We start from the raw sequence: 16,317 nt of genomic DNA on the forward strand, positions 1-16,317 counted from the left end.
CTCCTTAAGCACGAAAAACTTCACACAAAGTATGAAGTTTTCATAGGATACGATTGAACGGTCTTATTGTAATCTTATAATAATCCCTTGATGTGTTTGTAATTGGTCTTTACCGTCTCGAAAACCTCATCCATTTTACCACCAAGCATAAGCTGAGCCATAGATTTTGTCATTCCCAAAACCTGATCGAATTCAATTTTAGGAGGTAAAGCCAATGCATTAGGGTTGGTAAATATATTCAGAAGATAGGGGCCTCCATATTCCAGGCACTCTTTAAGTGCTTCTTCCACTTCTTCAGGTTTATGTACATTTTTTCCCGGAAACCCCATAGCTTGTGCTATCACAGCAAAATCAGGATTGATCATATCAGTTTCATTATCAGGCAGTCCTCCAACTTCCATTTCCAGCTTAACCATTCCAAGAGCTCTGTTATTAAAAACAATCAGTTTAACCGGAAGCTTATACTGGAAAATTGTAGCCATATCTCCTAAAAGCATAGAGAGCCCCCCATCACCACACATCGCAATCACCTGTTTTCCGGGATAGGCCAGTGAAGCCCCGATAGCCATAGGCATCGCATTCGCCATTGAGCCATGATTAAAAGATCCTAACATTTTTCGTTTTCCTGTACCTGTGATAAACCTGGCTCCCCACACGCAGCACATTCCGGTATCTACTGTAAAGATTGCATCGTTCTTTGCAAGCCGGTCCAGGGTATAGGCAACATATTCCGGCTGGATTGCATTTTCTTTTCCAAAGTCTTTGACATAGGTTAGTTGATTTTCCTTTACCTTTTCATAGAATGCAAGTTGCTCATTAAGGAAATGGCTATCTTCTTTCTCTTTTAGTAAAGGTAATAAAGCTTTAATTGTTTCTTTGATATCCCCTGCAAGGCCTAATTCCAGCTTAGCTCTCCTTCCTAACCGTTCGGGGCTTTCATCTATTTGTACAATTTTATTTTTAACCGGCATAAACTTCTGATAAGGGAAATCGGTTCCCAACAGAAGAACCAGGTCTGCATCATGCATCGCATGATAAGCAGAAGGATACCCCAGCAGTCCTGTCAGTCCTATTTCGTTAGGATTATTAGGCTGGATTGCCATTTTGCCTCTGAAAGAATATCCTACAGGAGCTTTTAAAAGATTAGAAAGCCGAATCACCTCCTCATTAGCTTCTCCCGCTCCGATACCACAATAAAGAACAATCTTTTTATGGGTGTTAACAAGCTCTGCCAGGATCTTAAGTTCATCATCTGAAGGTCTGATCACCGGATGGGTTCTGAATATCTGGGCCGAAGTGGTTGCTTCTTCAGCTTCCAGCTCGGAAACATCCCCCGGAAGACCAATAACAGCCACCCCTTTTTTAGAAATAGCATGTTGAATACCAGTTTGTACAATTCTTTGGACTTGTTCAGGCCTTGTAATCATTTGATTATAATGACTACAGTCATCAAACAGCTTTATCGTATTGGTTTCCTGAAAATAATCCATTCCCATTTCTTCACTGGGAATTGTAGATGCAATAACCAGCATGGGAACATGGGACCGGTGTGCCTCGTAGACTCCATTGATAAGGTGAACATGCCCCGGGCCACAGCTTCCCGCACACACTGCAAACCCATCCAGTTCAGCTTCGGCAGCAGCGGCATAAGCCCCGACCTCTTCATGCCTTACATGGATCCATTGAATACTGCTTTTTTTAACTGCAATATTCAAATGATTAAGGCTGTCCCCTGTTACAGCATAAATTCTTTTCACATTGGCATTCTCAAGCATTTCAACAATTTGCTCAGCAATATTTTTAGCCATAATTAATATATATTTGGTGTTATTTTTTATAAGACAGAGCTAATAATCATCTCCATCTCTATCAAAATTAGTTAATTAATTCTGTTTTTAATGGGCTTTAAGATTAAAATCCAGAATTCTGCCGTGTAAAAAAATAAAAGCTCCGCAATTGCGGAGCTTTTATCAGTATATTTAAATTACTTCAATCTGATTTCTTAACAGGTCTTCAAATTCATCTCTTTTACGGATTAAATGTGCTTTTCCGTCTAAGAATAAAACTTCAGCGGGTTTTAGTCTTGAATTGAAGTTTGAACTCATTTCAAAACCATAAGCGCCGGCATTATGGAACACCAGTATGTCCCCTTCCCTGACTTCATTCAGTTTTCTGTCCCACGCGAAGGTATCCGTTTCACAAATGTTTCCTACTACAGTATAAATTCTTTCCGCACCTTTAGGGTTGGACAGATTTTCAATAGCATGGTAAGAATCATAGAACATCGGACGGATCAGGTGGTTAAATCCTGAATTTACCCCGACAAAAACAGTAGCAGTAGTCTGCTTGATCACATTAGCTTTTACTAGCAAATACCCGCTCTTGCCCACCAGGAATTTTCCAGGCTCAAACCACAGTTCAAATTTTCTGCCGGTTGATTTGGAAAATTCGCTTAAAACTTTTTCTACTTTTTTACCTAAGGTCCTGACATCTGTTTCTTCTTCACTGTCCTGATAAGGAATTTTGAAACCACTTCCCATATCCAGATATTTCAGATTCGGGAAATGCTCAGCAAGTTCAAGCATAATATCCAAGGCCTGAAGAAACACTTCCGGATCTTTAATTTCACTTCCTGTATGCATATGGAGACCTTCAACATTAAGATTTGTACTCTTCATCACTCGTTCAATATGACGAAGCTGATGAATTGAAATTCCAAACTTACTGTCGATATGCCCTGTTGAAATCTTGTAGTTACCCCCAGCAAAAATATGCGGATTAATCCTTACAAAAATAGGATAAGAATTTCCGTATTTATTCCCGAATTGCTCAAGAATAGAAATGTTATCAATGTTAATATGAACTCCGAAAGTCATCGCTTCCTCTATTTCAGCCAGGTCAACACAATTTGGAGTAAACAGTATTTTTTCTTTCGGAAATCCTGCTTTTAATCCAAGTTTAACCTCATTAATAGATACACAATCCAAAGAAGCACCCAAGTTCTTGACATACTTCAGGATGTTGATGTTTGTCAACGCCTTCGCTGCATAGAAAAACTTTGTGTGTTTTAAAAAAGAAGATGTAAGTTTCTCGTATTGAACTTTGATAGATTCGGCATCGTAAACATACACCGGTGTGCCAAACTCATTGGCGATCTTTAATAATTCTTTTGAATTCATAATTTCATTTTAACATAAAAAAAGGCAGATTCTACCAAAAGAGTCTGCCACATTAATTATTTTTTATGCAAGACAACTTTTAAATATTCCAAACCTTAGAGAACCTTACAGCTCCCTTTTTTCCAGTTTTTATTTGTTTAAAATTTTGCATTGCTTTATTTTTTTTGCAAAAATACTATTTATTTTTTATTCTAAGAAATTGATTTGAAAGCTTCTTTCCGGATAAAAGCCTGCAACAATAATTATCTGTCATTTCGGCAATGGCAATGTCTCAAAATCGCCACGAAGCAGTGCCAGCTGCAATTCATTATTCAGGTCTCCCGAAAACAAAGGAAGGTCAATTTTAAGCTTAGTCAGTTTACTGAGGGTCTGGATCTGGGTAAACAGTTCATAAAACCCAAAGGATATTACCTTTCCGTTTTCAATAATCAAAAATAATTTCTCACCCAGCTTTCTTCCTGGACCCAGCCAAAGCTCATTCCTTTTTCTGAATTCTATTTTCTGTTTCAGTATATTACAGTCATTATACTCCGGTTGGGATCCGATAAACTGAACAGCTTTTGTTCCCTGCGTAAAAGATCTGAATTTCAGGATAGGTTTCTCTGTTTTGTTAAGTTTATTTTTTTCAACAATATATTTATCATTTCTGAAATAGAGTCCGAAAGGCAGAACTTCTTTTTTCTTTATATTTTTAGAATTCAAAATCAGTTTTGCAATAATATCAGTTCCTGTAAGCTCATAATTAATCTGTTCGGCTTCCTTCTGAATATATTCCCATTTCTTGGACTTGGAATTAAAGACCTTTTTTGAAAACTTATTGATATCCTGAACATAATCAGAAAATATAATTTTCCCGGCTTCATCCTGAAAATAAACAAAACCTTTTTCATTCGGCAGATCCTGGGTCAATTCCTTAATCTTATTGATATAAGTTTTGGCATTGGTCTCTTCATGCTGCTTTTGAATAATCTCGTTTTCAGTATCTTTTGACACCAGGAGTTTAAACAGCTCCAGCGTTGCCCGGGCATCCCCTTCTGCCCTGTGATGATTGGTCAGAGGAATTCCCAGGGATTTTACCAGTTTCCCGAGAGAATAACTTACTTCCTCCGGTATCAGCTTTTTAGCTAAGGGAATTGTATCCAATGTATTGATTTTAAAATCATAACCAAGCCTTTTAAAAGATTGGCGCAGCATTCTGTAATCAAAATCAATATTATGCCCAACTAATGTTGTATTTTGTGTTATTTCTATCACTCTTTTGGCAACTTCATGAAATTTGGGTGCTGTTTTAACCATTTTAGGTGTAATACCGGTCAATTTCTGCACAAAAGGAGTAATATCACTTTCAGGATTTACAAGAGATATAAACTGGTCCGTAATTTTCTGACCATCATATCTGTAGATGGCAATATCTATAATGCATTCATGTCTATAACCTGCACCATTACTTTCTATATCTATAATCGAATACATTTATTTCCTGCTAACTGCTATTTAATTTAATTATAATCTTTAATTATGCATCTTCTTCCACCAATAAAAGATAACCTGCTAAAGTAACGAAAAAAATTAAAATCCATAAAGGGTTACTACCTTCTTCTGCCTCCTAATCCGAACATTCCCAGAATAGCTTTTGCTCCTTCTCTCATTAAGGTATTTGTAAATGTTCTTCCGGCTTTACTCTGCAATACCTGTTCAAACATACCCGGCTCCTCTTTTACCGGTCTTGTTTTTTGGTTTGAGGAAGGGTTCTGGGCAGCCTGTTCCATTCTGTTTGTTAAAATTTCGTAAGCTGATTCTTTATCCACCGCCTGTTCATATTTAGCTACTAAAGCAGATTTTGCTGTCAATTCTGAAATCTCTCCTTCACTCAGCACATCCATTCTGGACTCAGGCGATATAAGATAAGTATGAACCAGAGGTGTAGGAATACCTTTTTCATCCAAAGCCGTTACAAAAGCTTCCCCGATTCCTAAATTCTGAATCAGACTGGACGCATTGTAAAACTCTGTTGTCGGATAATTCTCAACAGCTTTGGAAATTTCTTTTTTATCTTTTGCAGTAAAGCCTCTCAATGCATGCTGAATTTTCAAACCTAACTGGGACAATACATTTTCAGGAACATCACCCGGGATCTGGGTAATAAAGTAAATCCCTACGCCTTTGGAACGGATTAATTTTACCATCGTTTCAATCTGGGAAAGAAGGGCTTTTGACGCTTCATCAAAAATCAGATGGGCTTCATCTATAAATAATACCAGTTTTGGCTTTCCACTGTCTCCTTCTTCCGGAAATGTCATATAAATTTCTGCAAAAAGAGAAAGCATAAATGTAGAAAACAATTGTGGTTTGCTTTGAATATCAGCGACCCTTAAAATATTTACCACTCCTTTCCCTTCTCTGGTTTCCAGTAAGTCCTGCACATCAAAACTTAATTCTCCGAAAAAGCTTGAGGCACCCTGTTGTTCCAATGCGACAATAGATCTGAGTATAGCTCCTAAAGAAGCAGGTGCTATTGACCCGTAGTTCGCTGCTAATTCAGCTTTTCCCTGAGCATTATCCGTTACATATTGTAATACTTTCTTTAAATCATTAAGGTCTATCAAAGGAAGGCCCTTATCATCGCAATATTTAAAAACGATCGACATAATACTCTGCTGAGTATCGTTAAGTTGTAAAATCTTACTTAATAAAACAGGTCCAAATTCAGTAACTGTAGCTCTCAGCTTAACTCCTTTTTCTCCTGAAATGCTCATCAATTCCACGGGAAACCCTTGCGGATTGTAAGGAAGCTGTGTCTTTGCATATCTTTCTTCAATAATAGCATTCATTTGTCCCGCTTCTGCAATCCCCGAAAAGTCACCTTTGATATCCAGAACAAGTGAGGGAATTCCGGCATGAGAAAGCTGCTCAGCAAAAACCTGTAATGTTTTGGTCTTACCTGTTCCGGTAGCACCGGCTATAAGACCATGACGGTTGATTGTTTTCAGGGGAATAGTTACATTTACTTCTGTAACCACCTCACCATCCAGCATCCCTTTTCCTAATATAATGTGTTCTCCTTTTGGAGTGTATCTTGCATTTAATTCTTCAATAAATTGTGTTTTATCTGCCATCTGATCGCTTTTTTTTAACATATAAATATAAAGTTTTTGCAAAACATTTTAAAATATTCCCTGAAAAGTTTGTCTTTTGTGAAATTTCAAACCTGATTAAGCAAATTCCAAACCAGGAAATAAAATCCTGAACTACGCCAACGAACATGATAAAAAACAGCAATTACGGATTAGCATCTTCAAAGGCATTATTTTTGTTGAAAAAAAGCGCTTAAGTATCCTATAGAATTGTAGTATTGAAAGAAACTATCACCGAAATTTAACATTTCGTTTACAATTTATCTAATACTTTGTATCTTTAACTAATTAAAAAAAGACCTAATGAAAATTGAACAAATATATACGGGCTGTCTGGCTCAGGGTGCCTATTATATTGTATCAGAAAATGAAGCTGCCATTATTGATCCGTTAAGAGAAGTTAAACCTTATCTGGATCGTCTGGAAAAAGATAATGTCACATTAAAATATATTTTTGAAACTCATTTCCATGCTGATTTTGTATCAGGCCATCTGGATTTAAGTAAAAAAACGGGAGCCCCGATTGTATATGGACCAACTGCTGCTCCTGAATTTAAAGCTATCATTGCAGAAGACAATCAAATTTTTGAAATTGGCAAAATAAAAATAAAGGTATTGCATACTCCAGGACATACTATGGAAAGCAGCACCTACCTTTTAATTGATGAAAATGGCACTGAAACTGCAATTTTCACAGGTGACACCTTGTTTCTGGGAGATGTAGGAAGGCCAGACCTTGCCCAAAAAGCCACCAGCCTTACCCAGGAAGATCTTGCCGGAATCCTGTATGACAGCCTTCAGAATAAGATCATGCCATTGGATGACAGCATCACTGTATATCCTGCACATGGCGCCGGCTCTGCCTGTGGAAAAAATATGCAGAAAGAAACAGTAGACATTTTGGGAAACCAGAAGAAAACCAATTACGCGCTTAATCAGCCTGACAAAGCATCCTTCATTAGAGAAGTTCTGGACGGGCTATCCGCTCCACCGAAATACTTCGGAATGAATGTTGCCATGAACAAAGGAGGGTACGAGAGTCTTGATGTTATCATGAATAAAGGTTTAAATCCGGTTTCCACAGAAGATTTTGAAGCATTGGCAGAAGAAACAGGAGCTTTGATTTTAGATACGAGAGGACCTGCAGATTTTCATAAAGGCTTTATTCCTAACTCTATTAATATAGGATTGAAAGGAGATTTTGCTCCATGGGTAGGTTCACTTATCGTGGATGTAAAGCACCCGTTATTATTGGTAACGGATGAAGGCACGGAAGAAGAAGTCATTACCCGTTTAAGCAGAGTAGGATTTGATAATGTTATCGGATACCTGAAAGGAGGATTTGAAGCATGGAAAACTGCAGGAAGGGAAACAGATGAAATTAAAAGGATTACTCCTGCTGAATTTGCTGAACTGTTCACCAGGGACTCCACTGTAATTGATGTCAGAAAGTTAACCGAATATTCCGCAGAACATATTGATAATGCCTATAACAGGCCTTTGGATACAATTAACGAATGGGCCCGTAATATTGATGATTCAGAACATTTCTTTCTGCACTGCGCGGGAGGATACAGAAGCATGATTGCAGCCAGCATTCTTAACGCTCACGGAATCAGAAACTTTACAGAAATTGAGGGAGGTTTTAACGGAATCAAAAAAACAGAAAAGTTCCCGACTACTGATTTCGTGTGCCAATCCAAAACATTATAAACCCATGAAAAATAAACTGTTTGGATTTGTTATCATCGCATTTATAGTAAGTTCCTGTAAGACCTATATTTCAGAACCATCACATACTAATATTAAAGAGATTGTGAGCAGTCCTGATGCAGTGCTGGTAGACGTAAGAATTCCTGAGCAATATTTACAAGGAACAGCAAAGGGTGCAATTAATATTCCTTTGGCCGAACTTCAGAATAATGTAGAGGTTTTAAAGAATAAGAAAGTAGTTGTATTCTGCAATAAAGGTATTCAGGCAGATCAGGCGATGGAAATTCTGAACAGAAATGGCGTGGAAGCTTATGATGGAACTACCTGGAAAAATGTAAAAGCAATACAGGATGAAACCGACAAAAAATAATTAAAGCCGTAAAATTAATGATTCATATAGTATCAACTATTTTAACGGACAAATAAAAATCAGAATTATGTCACAAAAATTTCAGGAAATAATCAACTCCGAAAGACCAGTACTTATTGACTTCTTTGCTACCTGGTGCCAGCCTTGTAAAGTACAGTCTTCGGTTCTGAATAGTGTAAAAGAAAACATTGGCGAGGCAGCAAGAATTATAAAAGTAGACGTAGATCAATACCCTGCTTTAGCTTCACAATATAGTGTTCGCGGTGTTCCTACCTTGGCAATTTTCAAAAAAGGAGAACTTTTATGGAAAGAAAGCGGAGTCCATGATGTAAATACCCTGACTCAGCTTTTACAGCAATATATCTGATTAAGGTTGGGTTTGTGTCAAACCCAACCTTAATTATTTTCTAAGTGAATGGTAAAATCATCCCGGTCATTTAAAAACTGGAAATGTTTTCTAAACTCTTTCAGCTCTTCCATCTCTAATTCCGCTGATACAATATTTCCGTGTTTTTGGGAAATTTCTCTTCCGTCAGCAAAAAAACAATGGGAGCTTTCCTGATAAGTAAGGCTATTGCCGTCTGTTCCAATTCTGTTTAACCCAAAAACGAAGGCCTGATTTTCAATGGCTCTGGCTTTTAAAAGATGCTCCCAGGCACCAACTCTTTTTTCCGGCCAGTTAGCTACATATAAAACTACATCATAATCATCGTTATTTCTTGCAAAAACAGGAAAACGCAGATCATAGCAAACCTGAAGTAAAAATCTCACCCCCTTATAATCTACTACAATACGTTCTTTACCCGGAGTATAAACTTTGTCTTCCCCTGAAAAAGAAAATAAATGCCTTTTGTTATAAAACATCACCTCTCCTTCCGGCTGTACAAAATACATTCTGTTATAAAAGAGACCATTTTGCTCTACCGGAGCGCTCCCGCAGAAAGCAGCGTTCTTTTCTTTTGAAATCTTTTTTAAAAATTCCAGAGACTCTCCATTCCTGTCAGAAACCTCAGAGGCATCCATACAGAACCCGGTGGAAAACATCTCGGGCAACAGAAATAGATCAGCATCTACATTCTGCAGTTCATATTCTATAGTTCTAAAATTTTCAGCTTTATTTTTCCAGGTGATATCCAGATTATGACCTACAACTTTCATCCCTTTTTATTTTAAGTTTCAATATCCAACTTATAAAAGTACGTCTTTTTATTATTACCAGTGAAAAGAATAAAAGGAAAAATAAATTTACTCCGCGAATATCTTAATAATTCATAAAGTAGTTTATTTTTATAAATGTAATAATTTTCGGTTTCATTTTTGATGCTGATAATTTGATAATATCATTAAAAGTTAAAATTTATGAAGAAATTGGTTTTTATGATGATGGTACTCTTTTTGGGGGTTGTCGCCAATGCTCAGGCCTGGACAGGCAAAGGAGACCAGAAAATTCAGTTGGGGTTAAGTGCCTGGGGATATGGAACAGGTATTACCGGAACCTATGATTACGGACTTAACAAACTTATATCAGTAGGAGCCGGTATCAATGGCTACTTTGACAATTACAAGGATAACGATAAGGATAACCGTGTCTTTGTTTTCGGAAGATTAAACTTTCATTTACAGGAAGCTCTGGACCTTCCTTCAAAGTGGGACATTTATCCCGGTGTTGATGTAGGGGTCCTGGGGAAAGACTTTGGAATAGGAGCTCATATTGGAGCGCGTTATTACTTTACCGATAAAGTGGGAGTCTTTGCAGAAGTGGGTAACAACGGAAGCCTTGGGGTTTCATTCAATTTATAATCAATTGTCTTTAAATATGACAAAGCTTCCCGTTTCGGGAAGCTTTTTTATTTGGCATAGTTTTGATAATTGTTACCTTTGCAAATTAAAATCTAAAATTTATTAATGGAAATAGCAATCAAAGTCTTCCAGTTCATTCTGAGTATCTCTATATTGGTAGTTCTTCATGAACTTGGTCACTTTTTACCGGCAAAATGGTTTAAAACCAGAGCAGAAAAATTTTTCCTGTTTTTTGATCCCTGGTTTTCAATTTTTTCAATGAAAAAAATCAATGGAAAATGGAAATATAAATTCTTTTCACCAAACCTGCCGGATACTGAAGAAATAGAAGTAAACGGAAAAAAGGAAGAAGTTCCTATTGACATATCAAAGCTTCCTGACAATGACTGGAGAAAATATCCTGAGCAGACAAAATACGGAATCGGATGGCTGCCATTTGGAGGATATGTTAAAATTGCTGGAATGGTGGATGAAAGCATGGATACTGCACAAATGAAAAAGCCTGCAGAACCCTGGGAGTTCAGATCCAAACCAGCATGGCAAAGACTAATCATTATGCTTGGAGGTGTTACTGTAAACTTTTTCCTGGCATGGATCATTTACGGATGTCTTTCTTATTTTAACGGGGAGTCTTCTTTTGACACTACAAAAGTGGATGCACCGATGCACTATACAGAAGTTGCCAAAGCAATGGGCTTTGAAGACGGTGATAAAATTTTAAAAGTAGACGGAAAGGTTCAGAATAGTTTAGATAAACTTTCACTGGATATATTACTGAGTGACGAAATAACGGTCTTAAGAAAAGGAAAGGAGGTTACATTCAACACTAATGATGACGGAAAAGCAATGGCATTCAGGGATGACAATCCAAGAGCTTTCCTTACTCCAAGATATGCGCCTGTAATAGATACTATTGTAAACGCAAAAACTGCTGCAGCCGGTTTAAAAGTTGGCGACCAGATTGTTTCCGTAAACGGGCAAAAGATTAATTATTATGATGAGCTTCAGGGACTTGTTAAAAAGAATTCAGGAAAACCTATCAATGTAGACGTTTTGAGATCAGGAACCATACAACCTTTAACTCTTGAAGTTTCAAAAGAAGGAACGTTAGGAATTATGTCCTATAAACAGCTGGAGAAATATGCAAGTATTCAGCATTTCACTTTTGGTGAATCAATCGGCAGAGGCTTTACAAGGAGTATTGAAAGCTTAACGTACCAGATCAAGCAATTCAAGCTTGTCTTCAATAAAAAAGTACAGGGATACAAGAAAGTAGGAGGCCCTCTTGCTATCATTAAAAATATGCCTGTAGAAAAATCAAAAGACGGTGCTGTTTCTATTAACTGGACCATGTTCTGGAGCTTTACGGCAATGTTCTCTGTATGGCTTGCATTCTTAAATCTTATTCCAATTCCCGGACTTGATGGTGGACATGTATTATTTACATTATACGAAATTATTGTAGGAAAACCGGTTCCGCAAAAAGTACTGGAAAATGCTCAGATGGTGGGAGTTATCTTCCTTTTAGGCTTAATGGTCTTAATTTTCGGAAGCGATATTTTCAAAGCCATTACAGGAAGTCTGTAATTTTTCAGAAAAATTTCTTTAAAATATTTGCAGGGTATAAATATTCGTCCTATATTTGCACCACTTAAAAACAAGGACATTCCTCCTTAGCTCAGTTGGTTAGAGCATCTGACTGTTAATCAGAGGGTCGCTGGTTCGAGCCCAGCAGGAGGAGCAATAAAAAAAGACTTACAATACTGTAAGTCTTTTTTTATTGATAATATCGGTTATTCCTGCCATACGTGCTTTGCCGGCAATTCCCCACTACTCATTCAAAGGATAAAATTTAATTTATTGAAAAATAAACAAATAGATATTTCCGTTAAATATTAAAGGATAAAAACTTGTTTGGTACAAATATTCCCATTATATTTGCAGCACTTAAAAACAAAGGAACATTCCTCCTTAGCTCAGTTGGTTAGAGCATCTGACTGTTAATCAGAGGGTCGCTGGTTCGAGCCCAGCAGGAGGAGCAATAAAAAAGACTTACATTTCTGTAAGTCTTTTTTATTTGAAACCTTTTAAACATATTTTTGTCTAAAAACAACACATAAAATGCAGGAGTATAATATTCCTAAGCATTCTCTGATCTCTTCTATCTTAAAGTATTTCAATTTCATTTTTAATTTTTGATTAGTTGCAGTACTATTTTCGCTACTTTTGCGTTTTTAGCCAGAGTATTTTTTTATTTTTTTCTATTTTTTTAATAAACTGCATGCTTTTTGTTTATGCTAACTGCTTGAAGAAACGAATGATGTCAAATAATAATCCTAAACACAAATTTTTACTTTTTTTCCTGCTTTTCACGAGCCTTTCATGGGCACAAAACAGAGTAAGCGGAAGAATTGTTGACGAAAAAAATAAAGACCTGAGCAAAGTTGATATTTTTATCAACGACAACAAAGCTCCATCCTTTACTACAACCACAGGCAATTTTGTAGTAGAATCCGACAGTATTATCACTAAATTAAAATTTTCCAGAAAAAACTTTACTCCTGAAACAATAGAGATCACTCCGGAGAACGCTGAAAATATTTTTGTACAGCTTTCTCAGGCAAAAGTGAGTAATATCCAGGAAATTGTAATCAATACCGCAAAGACCAAATATAAAAACAAAAAGGAAAATCCCGCCTACACAATCATGCAGAAAGTCTGGGAACGCAAAAGAAATAACGGGCTGGAAAAGTTTGATACCTATTCATATAAAGAATATGAAAAAACCCAATTTGATCTCAACAATCTGGATAGTACTTTTATGAAAAAAAAGATATTCAATAAATTGGATTTCATTTTCGACTATGCTGATTCCACAGCGAGCGGAAGACTAGGACTTCCTGTTTTCCTGAATGAAGCGGTCTATGAAAACTATGGTAAAAACAAACCCGATAAAGACAAAAAAAGAACTCTTGTCGCCCAAAAGACATCAGGTTTTCAGGATAACCAGGTCATTACAGTCTCTGCAAAAAATTTATACCGCGAGATCAACATCTATGATAATATTCTTAATTATCTGGATATAGGCTTTCAAAGCCCTGCCGGTTCAGATGGATTTGCTACATATGATTATAATTTAGTAGATACCATTAACATCCGGGGAGAAAAAGCCTTTCATATAAGATACCAGCCCAAAAGGAAAGATATACTGGCTTTTCAGGGGAACCTTTATATAGATACCGATACATATGCTGTAATGGGAGCCACCTTAAAGTCAACCCAAAAGATTAACGTTAATTTTGTTAACAGTATTTATACTCAGCTGGAATATGATAATCCGGATGAAACCACATTCCTTCCCAAAAAGCTGGTTACAGAAATCGAAATGAGTCCCTTTTCCAAAAAGAAAGGTTCTAAAAGCGTCATTGCAAAAAGGTCTGTAGATTACTCTAACTACGAATTCAATAAACCGCTTGACCCAAGTGTTTTTAAACGAAAAGAAGAAGAATATGAGGACGATTTTGTCAAAAAAGACGATATTTATTGGACTAAAGCAAGACCAGACAGCCTGTCTAAATCTGAACAGGGAGTTTATAATATGCTCGACCAGCTTCAGCAAACTCCAAAATTCAACAGAATAGTAAAACTGTTTGAAACGCTGGGCTCTGGATATTATAATGGAGTAAAAGGATTGGATTTCGGCCCTATATTTTCAGTATATGGCAGAAACAATGTTGAAGGTGACAGAATAAGACTTGGTGCTAGAACTTATTTTGGACTTAACGACATGTGGAGGATACAGTTTTATACAGCATATGGTTTTAAAGATCAGCAATTTAAGTATGGAGCGGACGCCCGATATATGTTTAATAAACTGAACCGGTTTATGATCGGGGCAGGAACAAGCAGGGATATTGTACAGCTAGGCGGGCAACTAACCAATGGAGACGGCGTTACAACCCGTCCTTTATCTACCTCTACATTCTTTGCAAGAGGGGAAAACAACTCCTTAAGCTCTGTAAATCAAACCAGCGTTTTTGCTGCCATTGAGCCGTGGAAAAACATACAAATACGAGTTGATGGAGTAATGCAAAGCATTAAGTCCGCCAATCTGGAGTTGTTTAATCTTATGTATTACCAAAATGGGCGCCTTAGAAAAACAGTTAACGACTCCCATGTTACCATTAGTGTAATTGCAAAGCCTGGAGCACGATTTTCCCAAACAGGGATAGACCGCTACCAAAGTTCAAATCTTGCACCAACAATTGTTTTAAGATATACCAGAGGTATTGAAGGCCTTTTCAATGCTGACTTTAATTACAATAAGGTTCAGTTTATGTTTTCAAAGCCTTTCCTGATAGGGACCCTTGGCAAAACCATTGTTAATTTTGAGGCGGGAAAGAATTTTAATACCGTTCCTCTTGCTTTACAGAATATCATTCCTGCCAATCTTTCTTACGGATTGTCCCCAAGTGCTTTTTCCCAGCTAAACTATTATGAATTTGTTGCAGACTCTTATACTACTCTTCATCTGGAACATCATTTTAATGGCAAGATACTTTCTTATATTCCTTTGATTAAAAAACTGAAATTAAGAGAAGTTGCTTTCATCAGGGGAGCATATGGAACTTTAAGCGACGCATCCAAAGCAATTAATGTGGAAGGCTTTAAATATTCTGCTCCAAGTGAACACATCTACTACGAATATGGGTTTGGAATCGAAAATATAGGATTTGGCAACCTTAGGATTTTCAGAATTGATTTCAACTGGAGAGGAAACTATCTCGACCGTCCCGATATTTCTAAATTTGGTATTAAAGCCGGCTTTCAGCTAGGTTTCTAAAAAATAAAGACATCAATCCGCAGCTCTGGTCTGCGGATTGATTTTGCATTATTCTAAAGTACAATTTAATCACCATTGTCTTCTGCAGGCTCCTATTTTTAAAGGGACAATACTGCCGTAATCAGAAAAAGCAATGTTTATACTCTGTCAGTTAATTTTATATTATTTACTGAGTCATCGAAATAAAAACAAAATCTCCTTTCTGTTATCAATTTCATTGGAAAAATAAAAAAGCCTCAGCATCTGCTGAGGCTTTAATTTTTATAAAACGCCTGGATTATGCGTTTGGTTCTACAGATACAAAAGATCTGTTGTTTGCTTTCTTTCTGAAAACTACTTTACCGTCTACTAATGCAAACAAAGTGTGGTCTTTACCGATTCCCACGTTATCACCTGGGTGGTGCTGAGTACCTCTTTGTCTAACAATAATATTTCCGGCAATAGCTTCTTGTCCTCCGAAAATCTTCACACCTAATCTCTTAGAGTGAGATTCTCTACCGTTTTTGGAACTACCGACTCCTTTCTTGTGTGCCATTTTATTAGTGGATTATATTATTTGTTAAGTGCTTTGAAGTTTTCAATATTCTTAGCGATAGCAGCATCTACATCTTCATGAGTAAGAACATCTTTACCTAATTCAGCTTTTACTTCTTTTCCTAAAGCGATTAAAGCTTCTCTGTTTTCTTTAGACTGAGACAATCCGTTTTTCTTTAAGTGATAGTTCAATTCGTGATCTTCACCAAAGTTAACAGTTGCATTATCAGAAAGAACTTCCGCTTTCACAGTTTCTTTTTTAGCAGCTTTTTTTGCTCCTCCTTCAAAACCAGTAATACCAGTGATTACGATTTGAGTTAAAGATTGTCTGTGACCGTTTTTCACTTTGTAACCTTTTCTTCTTTTCTTTTTGAAAACGATTACTTTATCAGCTTTTACGTGATCAAGGATCTCTGCTTCTACAGTGATACCGCTTACAGCTGGGGCGCCTACAGTGATTGCTCCGTTTACAGTAAGAAGAACTTTATCGAAAGAAACTTTTCCTCCTTTGTCTCCTTTTAAACGGTTTACAAACAACTTCTGGTCTTGCTCAACTTTGTATTGAAGCCCTGCTATTTCTACAATTGCAAACATTGTTTATAAAATTTTTAGTTATTTCGAGGTGCAAATATACAAATAAAAATCTAAACACCTTACAATCAAAGGTATATTTTTTACGCAATTACTATATTCACTATGTTTTGAATAATTTTTTACACTAAACCACTCATATGTAATGGATAA

13 protein-coding genes and 2 tRNA genes are annotated in these 16,317 nt (G+C 36.8%); 8 read left to right on the forward strand and 7 right to left on the reverse strand.

Annotation, left to right across the window (positions count from 1 at the left end; all coding sequences use genetic code 11):
• Positions 1-74: 74 nt before the first annotated feature.
• The 4 genes from DRF59_RS04845 to DRF59_RS04860 form a co-directional block, all read right to left on the reverse strand.
• Positions 75-1,808, reverse strand: a complete 1,734-nt coding sequence (locus tag DRF59_RS04845) for a thiamine pyrophosphate-dependent enzyme (RefSeq protein WP_115957349.1) — start codon at positions 1,806-1,808, stop codon at positions 75-77.
• A 171-nt stretch (positions 1,809-1,979) separates the two neighbouring features.
• Positions 1,980-3,179, reverse strand: a complete 1,200-nt coding sequence (gene lysA, locus DRF59_RS04850; RefSeq protein WP_185144903.1) for a diaminopimelate decarboxylase — start codon at positions 3,177-3,179, stop codon at positions 1,980-1,982.
• A gap of 249 nt (positions 3,180-3,428) precedes the next feature.
• Positions 3,429-4,652 carry a 3'-5' exonuclease gene (locus DRF59_RS04855; RefSeq protein ID WP_115957353.1) on the reverse strand — a complete coding sequence of 408 codons (1,224 nt, stop codon included), beginning with the start codon at positions 4,650-4,652 and terminating at the stop codon, positions 3,429-3,431.
• A gap of 116 nt (positions 4,653-4,768) precedes the next feature.
• On the reverse strand, positions 4,769-6,295 hold the full coding sequence (locus DRF59_RS04860; protein ID WP_115957651.1) for a helicase HerA-like domain-containing protein: 1,527 nt from the start codon (positions 6,293-6,295) through the stop codon (positions 4,769-4,771).
• Positions 6,296-6,616: 321 nt separating this feature from the next.
• Here DRF59_RS04860 and DRF59_RS04865 point away from each other — a divergent pair, with 321 nt between their 5' ends.
• From DRF59_RS04865 to DRF59_RS04875, 3 genes are read left to right on the forward strand one after another with little or no spacing between them, the layout of a single operon-like run.
• Complete coding sequence (locus DRF59_RS04865) at positions 6,617-8,026, forward strand: MBL fold metallo-hydrolase (protein WP_115957355.1); 1,410 nt, start codon at positions 6,617-6,619, stop codon at positions 8,024-8,026.
• A 4-nt stretch (positions 8,027-8,030) separates the two neighbouring features.
• Positions 8,031-8,396 carry a rhodanese-like domain-containing protein gene (locus tag DRF59_RS04870; RefSeq protein WP_115957356.1) on the forward strand — a complete coding sequence of 122 codons (366 nt, stop codon included), beginning with the start codon at positions 8,031-8,033 and terminating at the stop codon, positions 8,394-8,396.
• A 31-nt stretch (positions 8,397-8,427) separates the two neighbouring features.
• Positions 8,428-8,763, forward strand: a complete 336-nt coding sequence (locus DRF59_RS04875; protein ID WP_312991750.1) for a thioredoxin family protein — start codon at positions 8,428-8,430, stop codon at positions 8,761-8,763.
• Positions 8,764-8,792: 29 nt separating this feature from the next.
• On the opposite strand, the gene DRF59_RS04880 is transcribed toward DRF59_RS04875, so the two are convergent.
• Complete coding sequence (locus DRF59_RS04880) at positions 8,793-9,554, reverse strand: nitrilase-related carbon-nitrogen hydrolase (RefSeq protein WP_115957360.1); 762 nt, start codon at positions 9,552-9,554, stop codon at positions 8,793-8,795.
• 201 nt (positions 9,555-9,755) lie between these two features.
• Between DRF59_RS04880 and DRF59_RS04885 the strand changes: the two genes are divergently transcribed.
• The 5 genes from DRF59_RS04885 to DRF59_RS04905 all read left to right on the forward strand — a co-directional run bounded on the left by DRF59_RS04885 (position 9,756) and on the right by DRF59_RS04905 (position 15,039).
• Positions 9,756-10,196, forward strand: coding sequence for a DUF6646 family protein (locus DRF59_RS04885; protein ID WP_115957362.1), 441 nt, complete (start codon positions 9,756-9,758; stop codon positions 10,194-10,196).
• 105 nt (positions 10,197-10,301) lie between these two features.
• Positions 10,302-11,783, forward strand: a complete 1,482-nt coding sequence (gene rseP / locus DRF59_RS04890) for an RIP metalloprotease RseP (RefSeq protein WP_115957364.1) — start codon at positions 10,302-10,304, stop codon at positions 11,781-11,783.
• 80 nt (positions 11,784-11,863) lie between these two features.
• Positions 11,864-11,937 (forward strand) — tRNA-Asn (locus DRF59_RS04895).
• A gap of 224 nt (positions 11,938-12,161) precedes the next feature.
• Positions 12,162-12,235, forward strand: a tRNA-Asn gene (locus tag DRF59_RS04900).
• A 278-nt stretch (positions 12,236-12,513) separates the two neighbouring features.
• Positions 12,514-15,039, forward strand: a complete 2,526-nt coding sequence (locus DRF59_RS04905) for a DUF5686 family protein (protein ID WP_241505479.1) — start codon at positions 12,514-12,516, stop codon at positions 15,037-15,039.
• Positions 15,040-15,316: 277 nt separating this feature from the next.
• Here the strand turns inward: DRF59_RS04905 and rpmA are convergent, their stop codons facing one another.
• Both rpmA and rplU read right to left on the reverse strand, forming a co-directional pair.
• On the reverse strand, positions 15,317-15,574 hold the full coding sequence (gene rpmA, locus DRF59_RS04910; RefSeq protein WP_002984034.1) for a 50S ribosomal protein L27: 258 nt from the start codon (positions 15,572-15,574) through the stop codon (positions 15,317-15,319).
• A 17-nt stretch (positions 15,575-15,591) separates the two neighbouring features.
• Positions 15,592-16,167 carry a 50S ribosomal protein L21 gene (rplU, locus tag DRF59_RS04915; protein WP_115957367.1) on the reverse strand — a complete coding sequence of 192 codons (576 nt, stop codon included), beginning with the start codon at positions 16,165-16,167 and terminating at the stop codon, positions 15,592-15,594.
• Positions 16,168-16,317: the final 150 nt, after the last annotated feature.

Origin of the sequence: Chryseobacterium flavum (assembly GCF_003385595.1) — a bacterium.
Classification (GTDB): domain Bacteria; phylum Bacteroidota; class Bacteroidia; order Flavobacteriales; family Weeksellaceae; genus Chryseobacterium; species Chryseobacterium flavum.

Bases quoted from the DNA above. Each gene is read 5' to 3' on its own strand.
- DRF59_RS04845 (WP_115957349.1), bottom strand. From the start codon at position 1,808: ATGGCTAAAAATATTGCTGAGCAAATTGTTGAAATGCTTGAGAATGCC.
- lysA (WP_185144903.1), bottom strand. From the start codon at position 3,179: ATGAATTCAAAAGAATTATTAAAGATCGCCAATGAGTTTGGCACACCG.
- DRF59_RS04855 (WP_115957353.1), bottom strand. From the start codon at position 4,652: ATGTATTCGATTATAGATATAGAAAGTAATGGTGCAGGTTATAGACAT.
- DRF59_RS04860 (WP_115957651.1), bottom strand. From the start codon at position 6,295: ATGGCAGATAAAACACAATTTATTGAAGAATTAAATGCAAGATACACT.
- DRF59_RS04865 (WP_115957355.1), top strand. From the start codon at position 6,617: ATGAAAATTGAACAAATATATACGGGCTGTCTGGCTCAGGGTGCCTAT.
- DRF59_RS04870 (WP_115957356.1), top strand. From the start codon at position 8,031: ATGAAAAATAAACTGTTTGGATTTGTTATCATCGCATTTATAGTAAGT.
- DRF59_RS04880 (WP_115957360.1), bottom strand. From the start codon at position 9,554: ATGAAAGTTGTAGGTCATAATCTGGATATCACCTGGAAAAATAAAGCT.
- DRF59_RS04885 (WP_115957362.1), top strand. From the start codon at position 9,756: ATGAAGAAATTGGTTTTTATGATGATGGTACTCTTTTTGGGGGTTGTC.
- rseP (WP_115957364.1), top strand. From the start codon at position 10,302: ATGGAAATAGCAATCAAAGTCTTCCAGTTCATTCTGAGTATCTCTATA.
- DRF59_RS04905 (WP_241505479.1), top strand. From the start codon at position 12,514: ATGATGTCAAATAATAATCCTAAACACAAATTTTTACTTTTTTTCCTG.
- rpmA (WP_002984034.1), bottom strand. From the start codon at position 15,574: ATGGCACACAAGAAAGGAGTCGGTAGTTCCAAAAACGGTAGAGAATCT.
- rplU (WP_115957367.1), bottom strand. From the start codon at position 16,167: ATGTTTGCAATTGTAGAAATAGCAGGGCTTCAATACAAAGTTGAGCAA.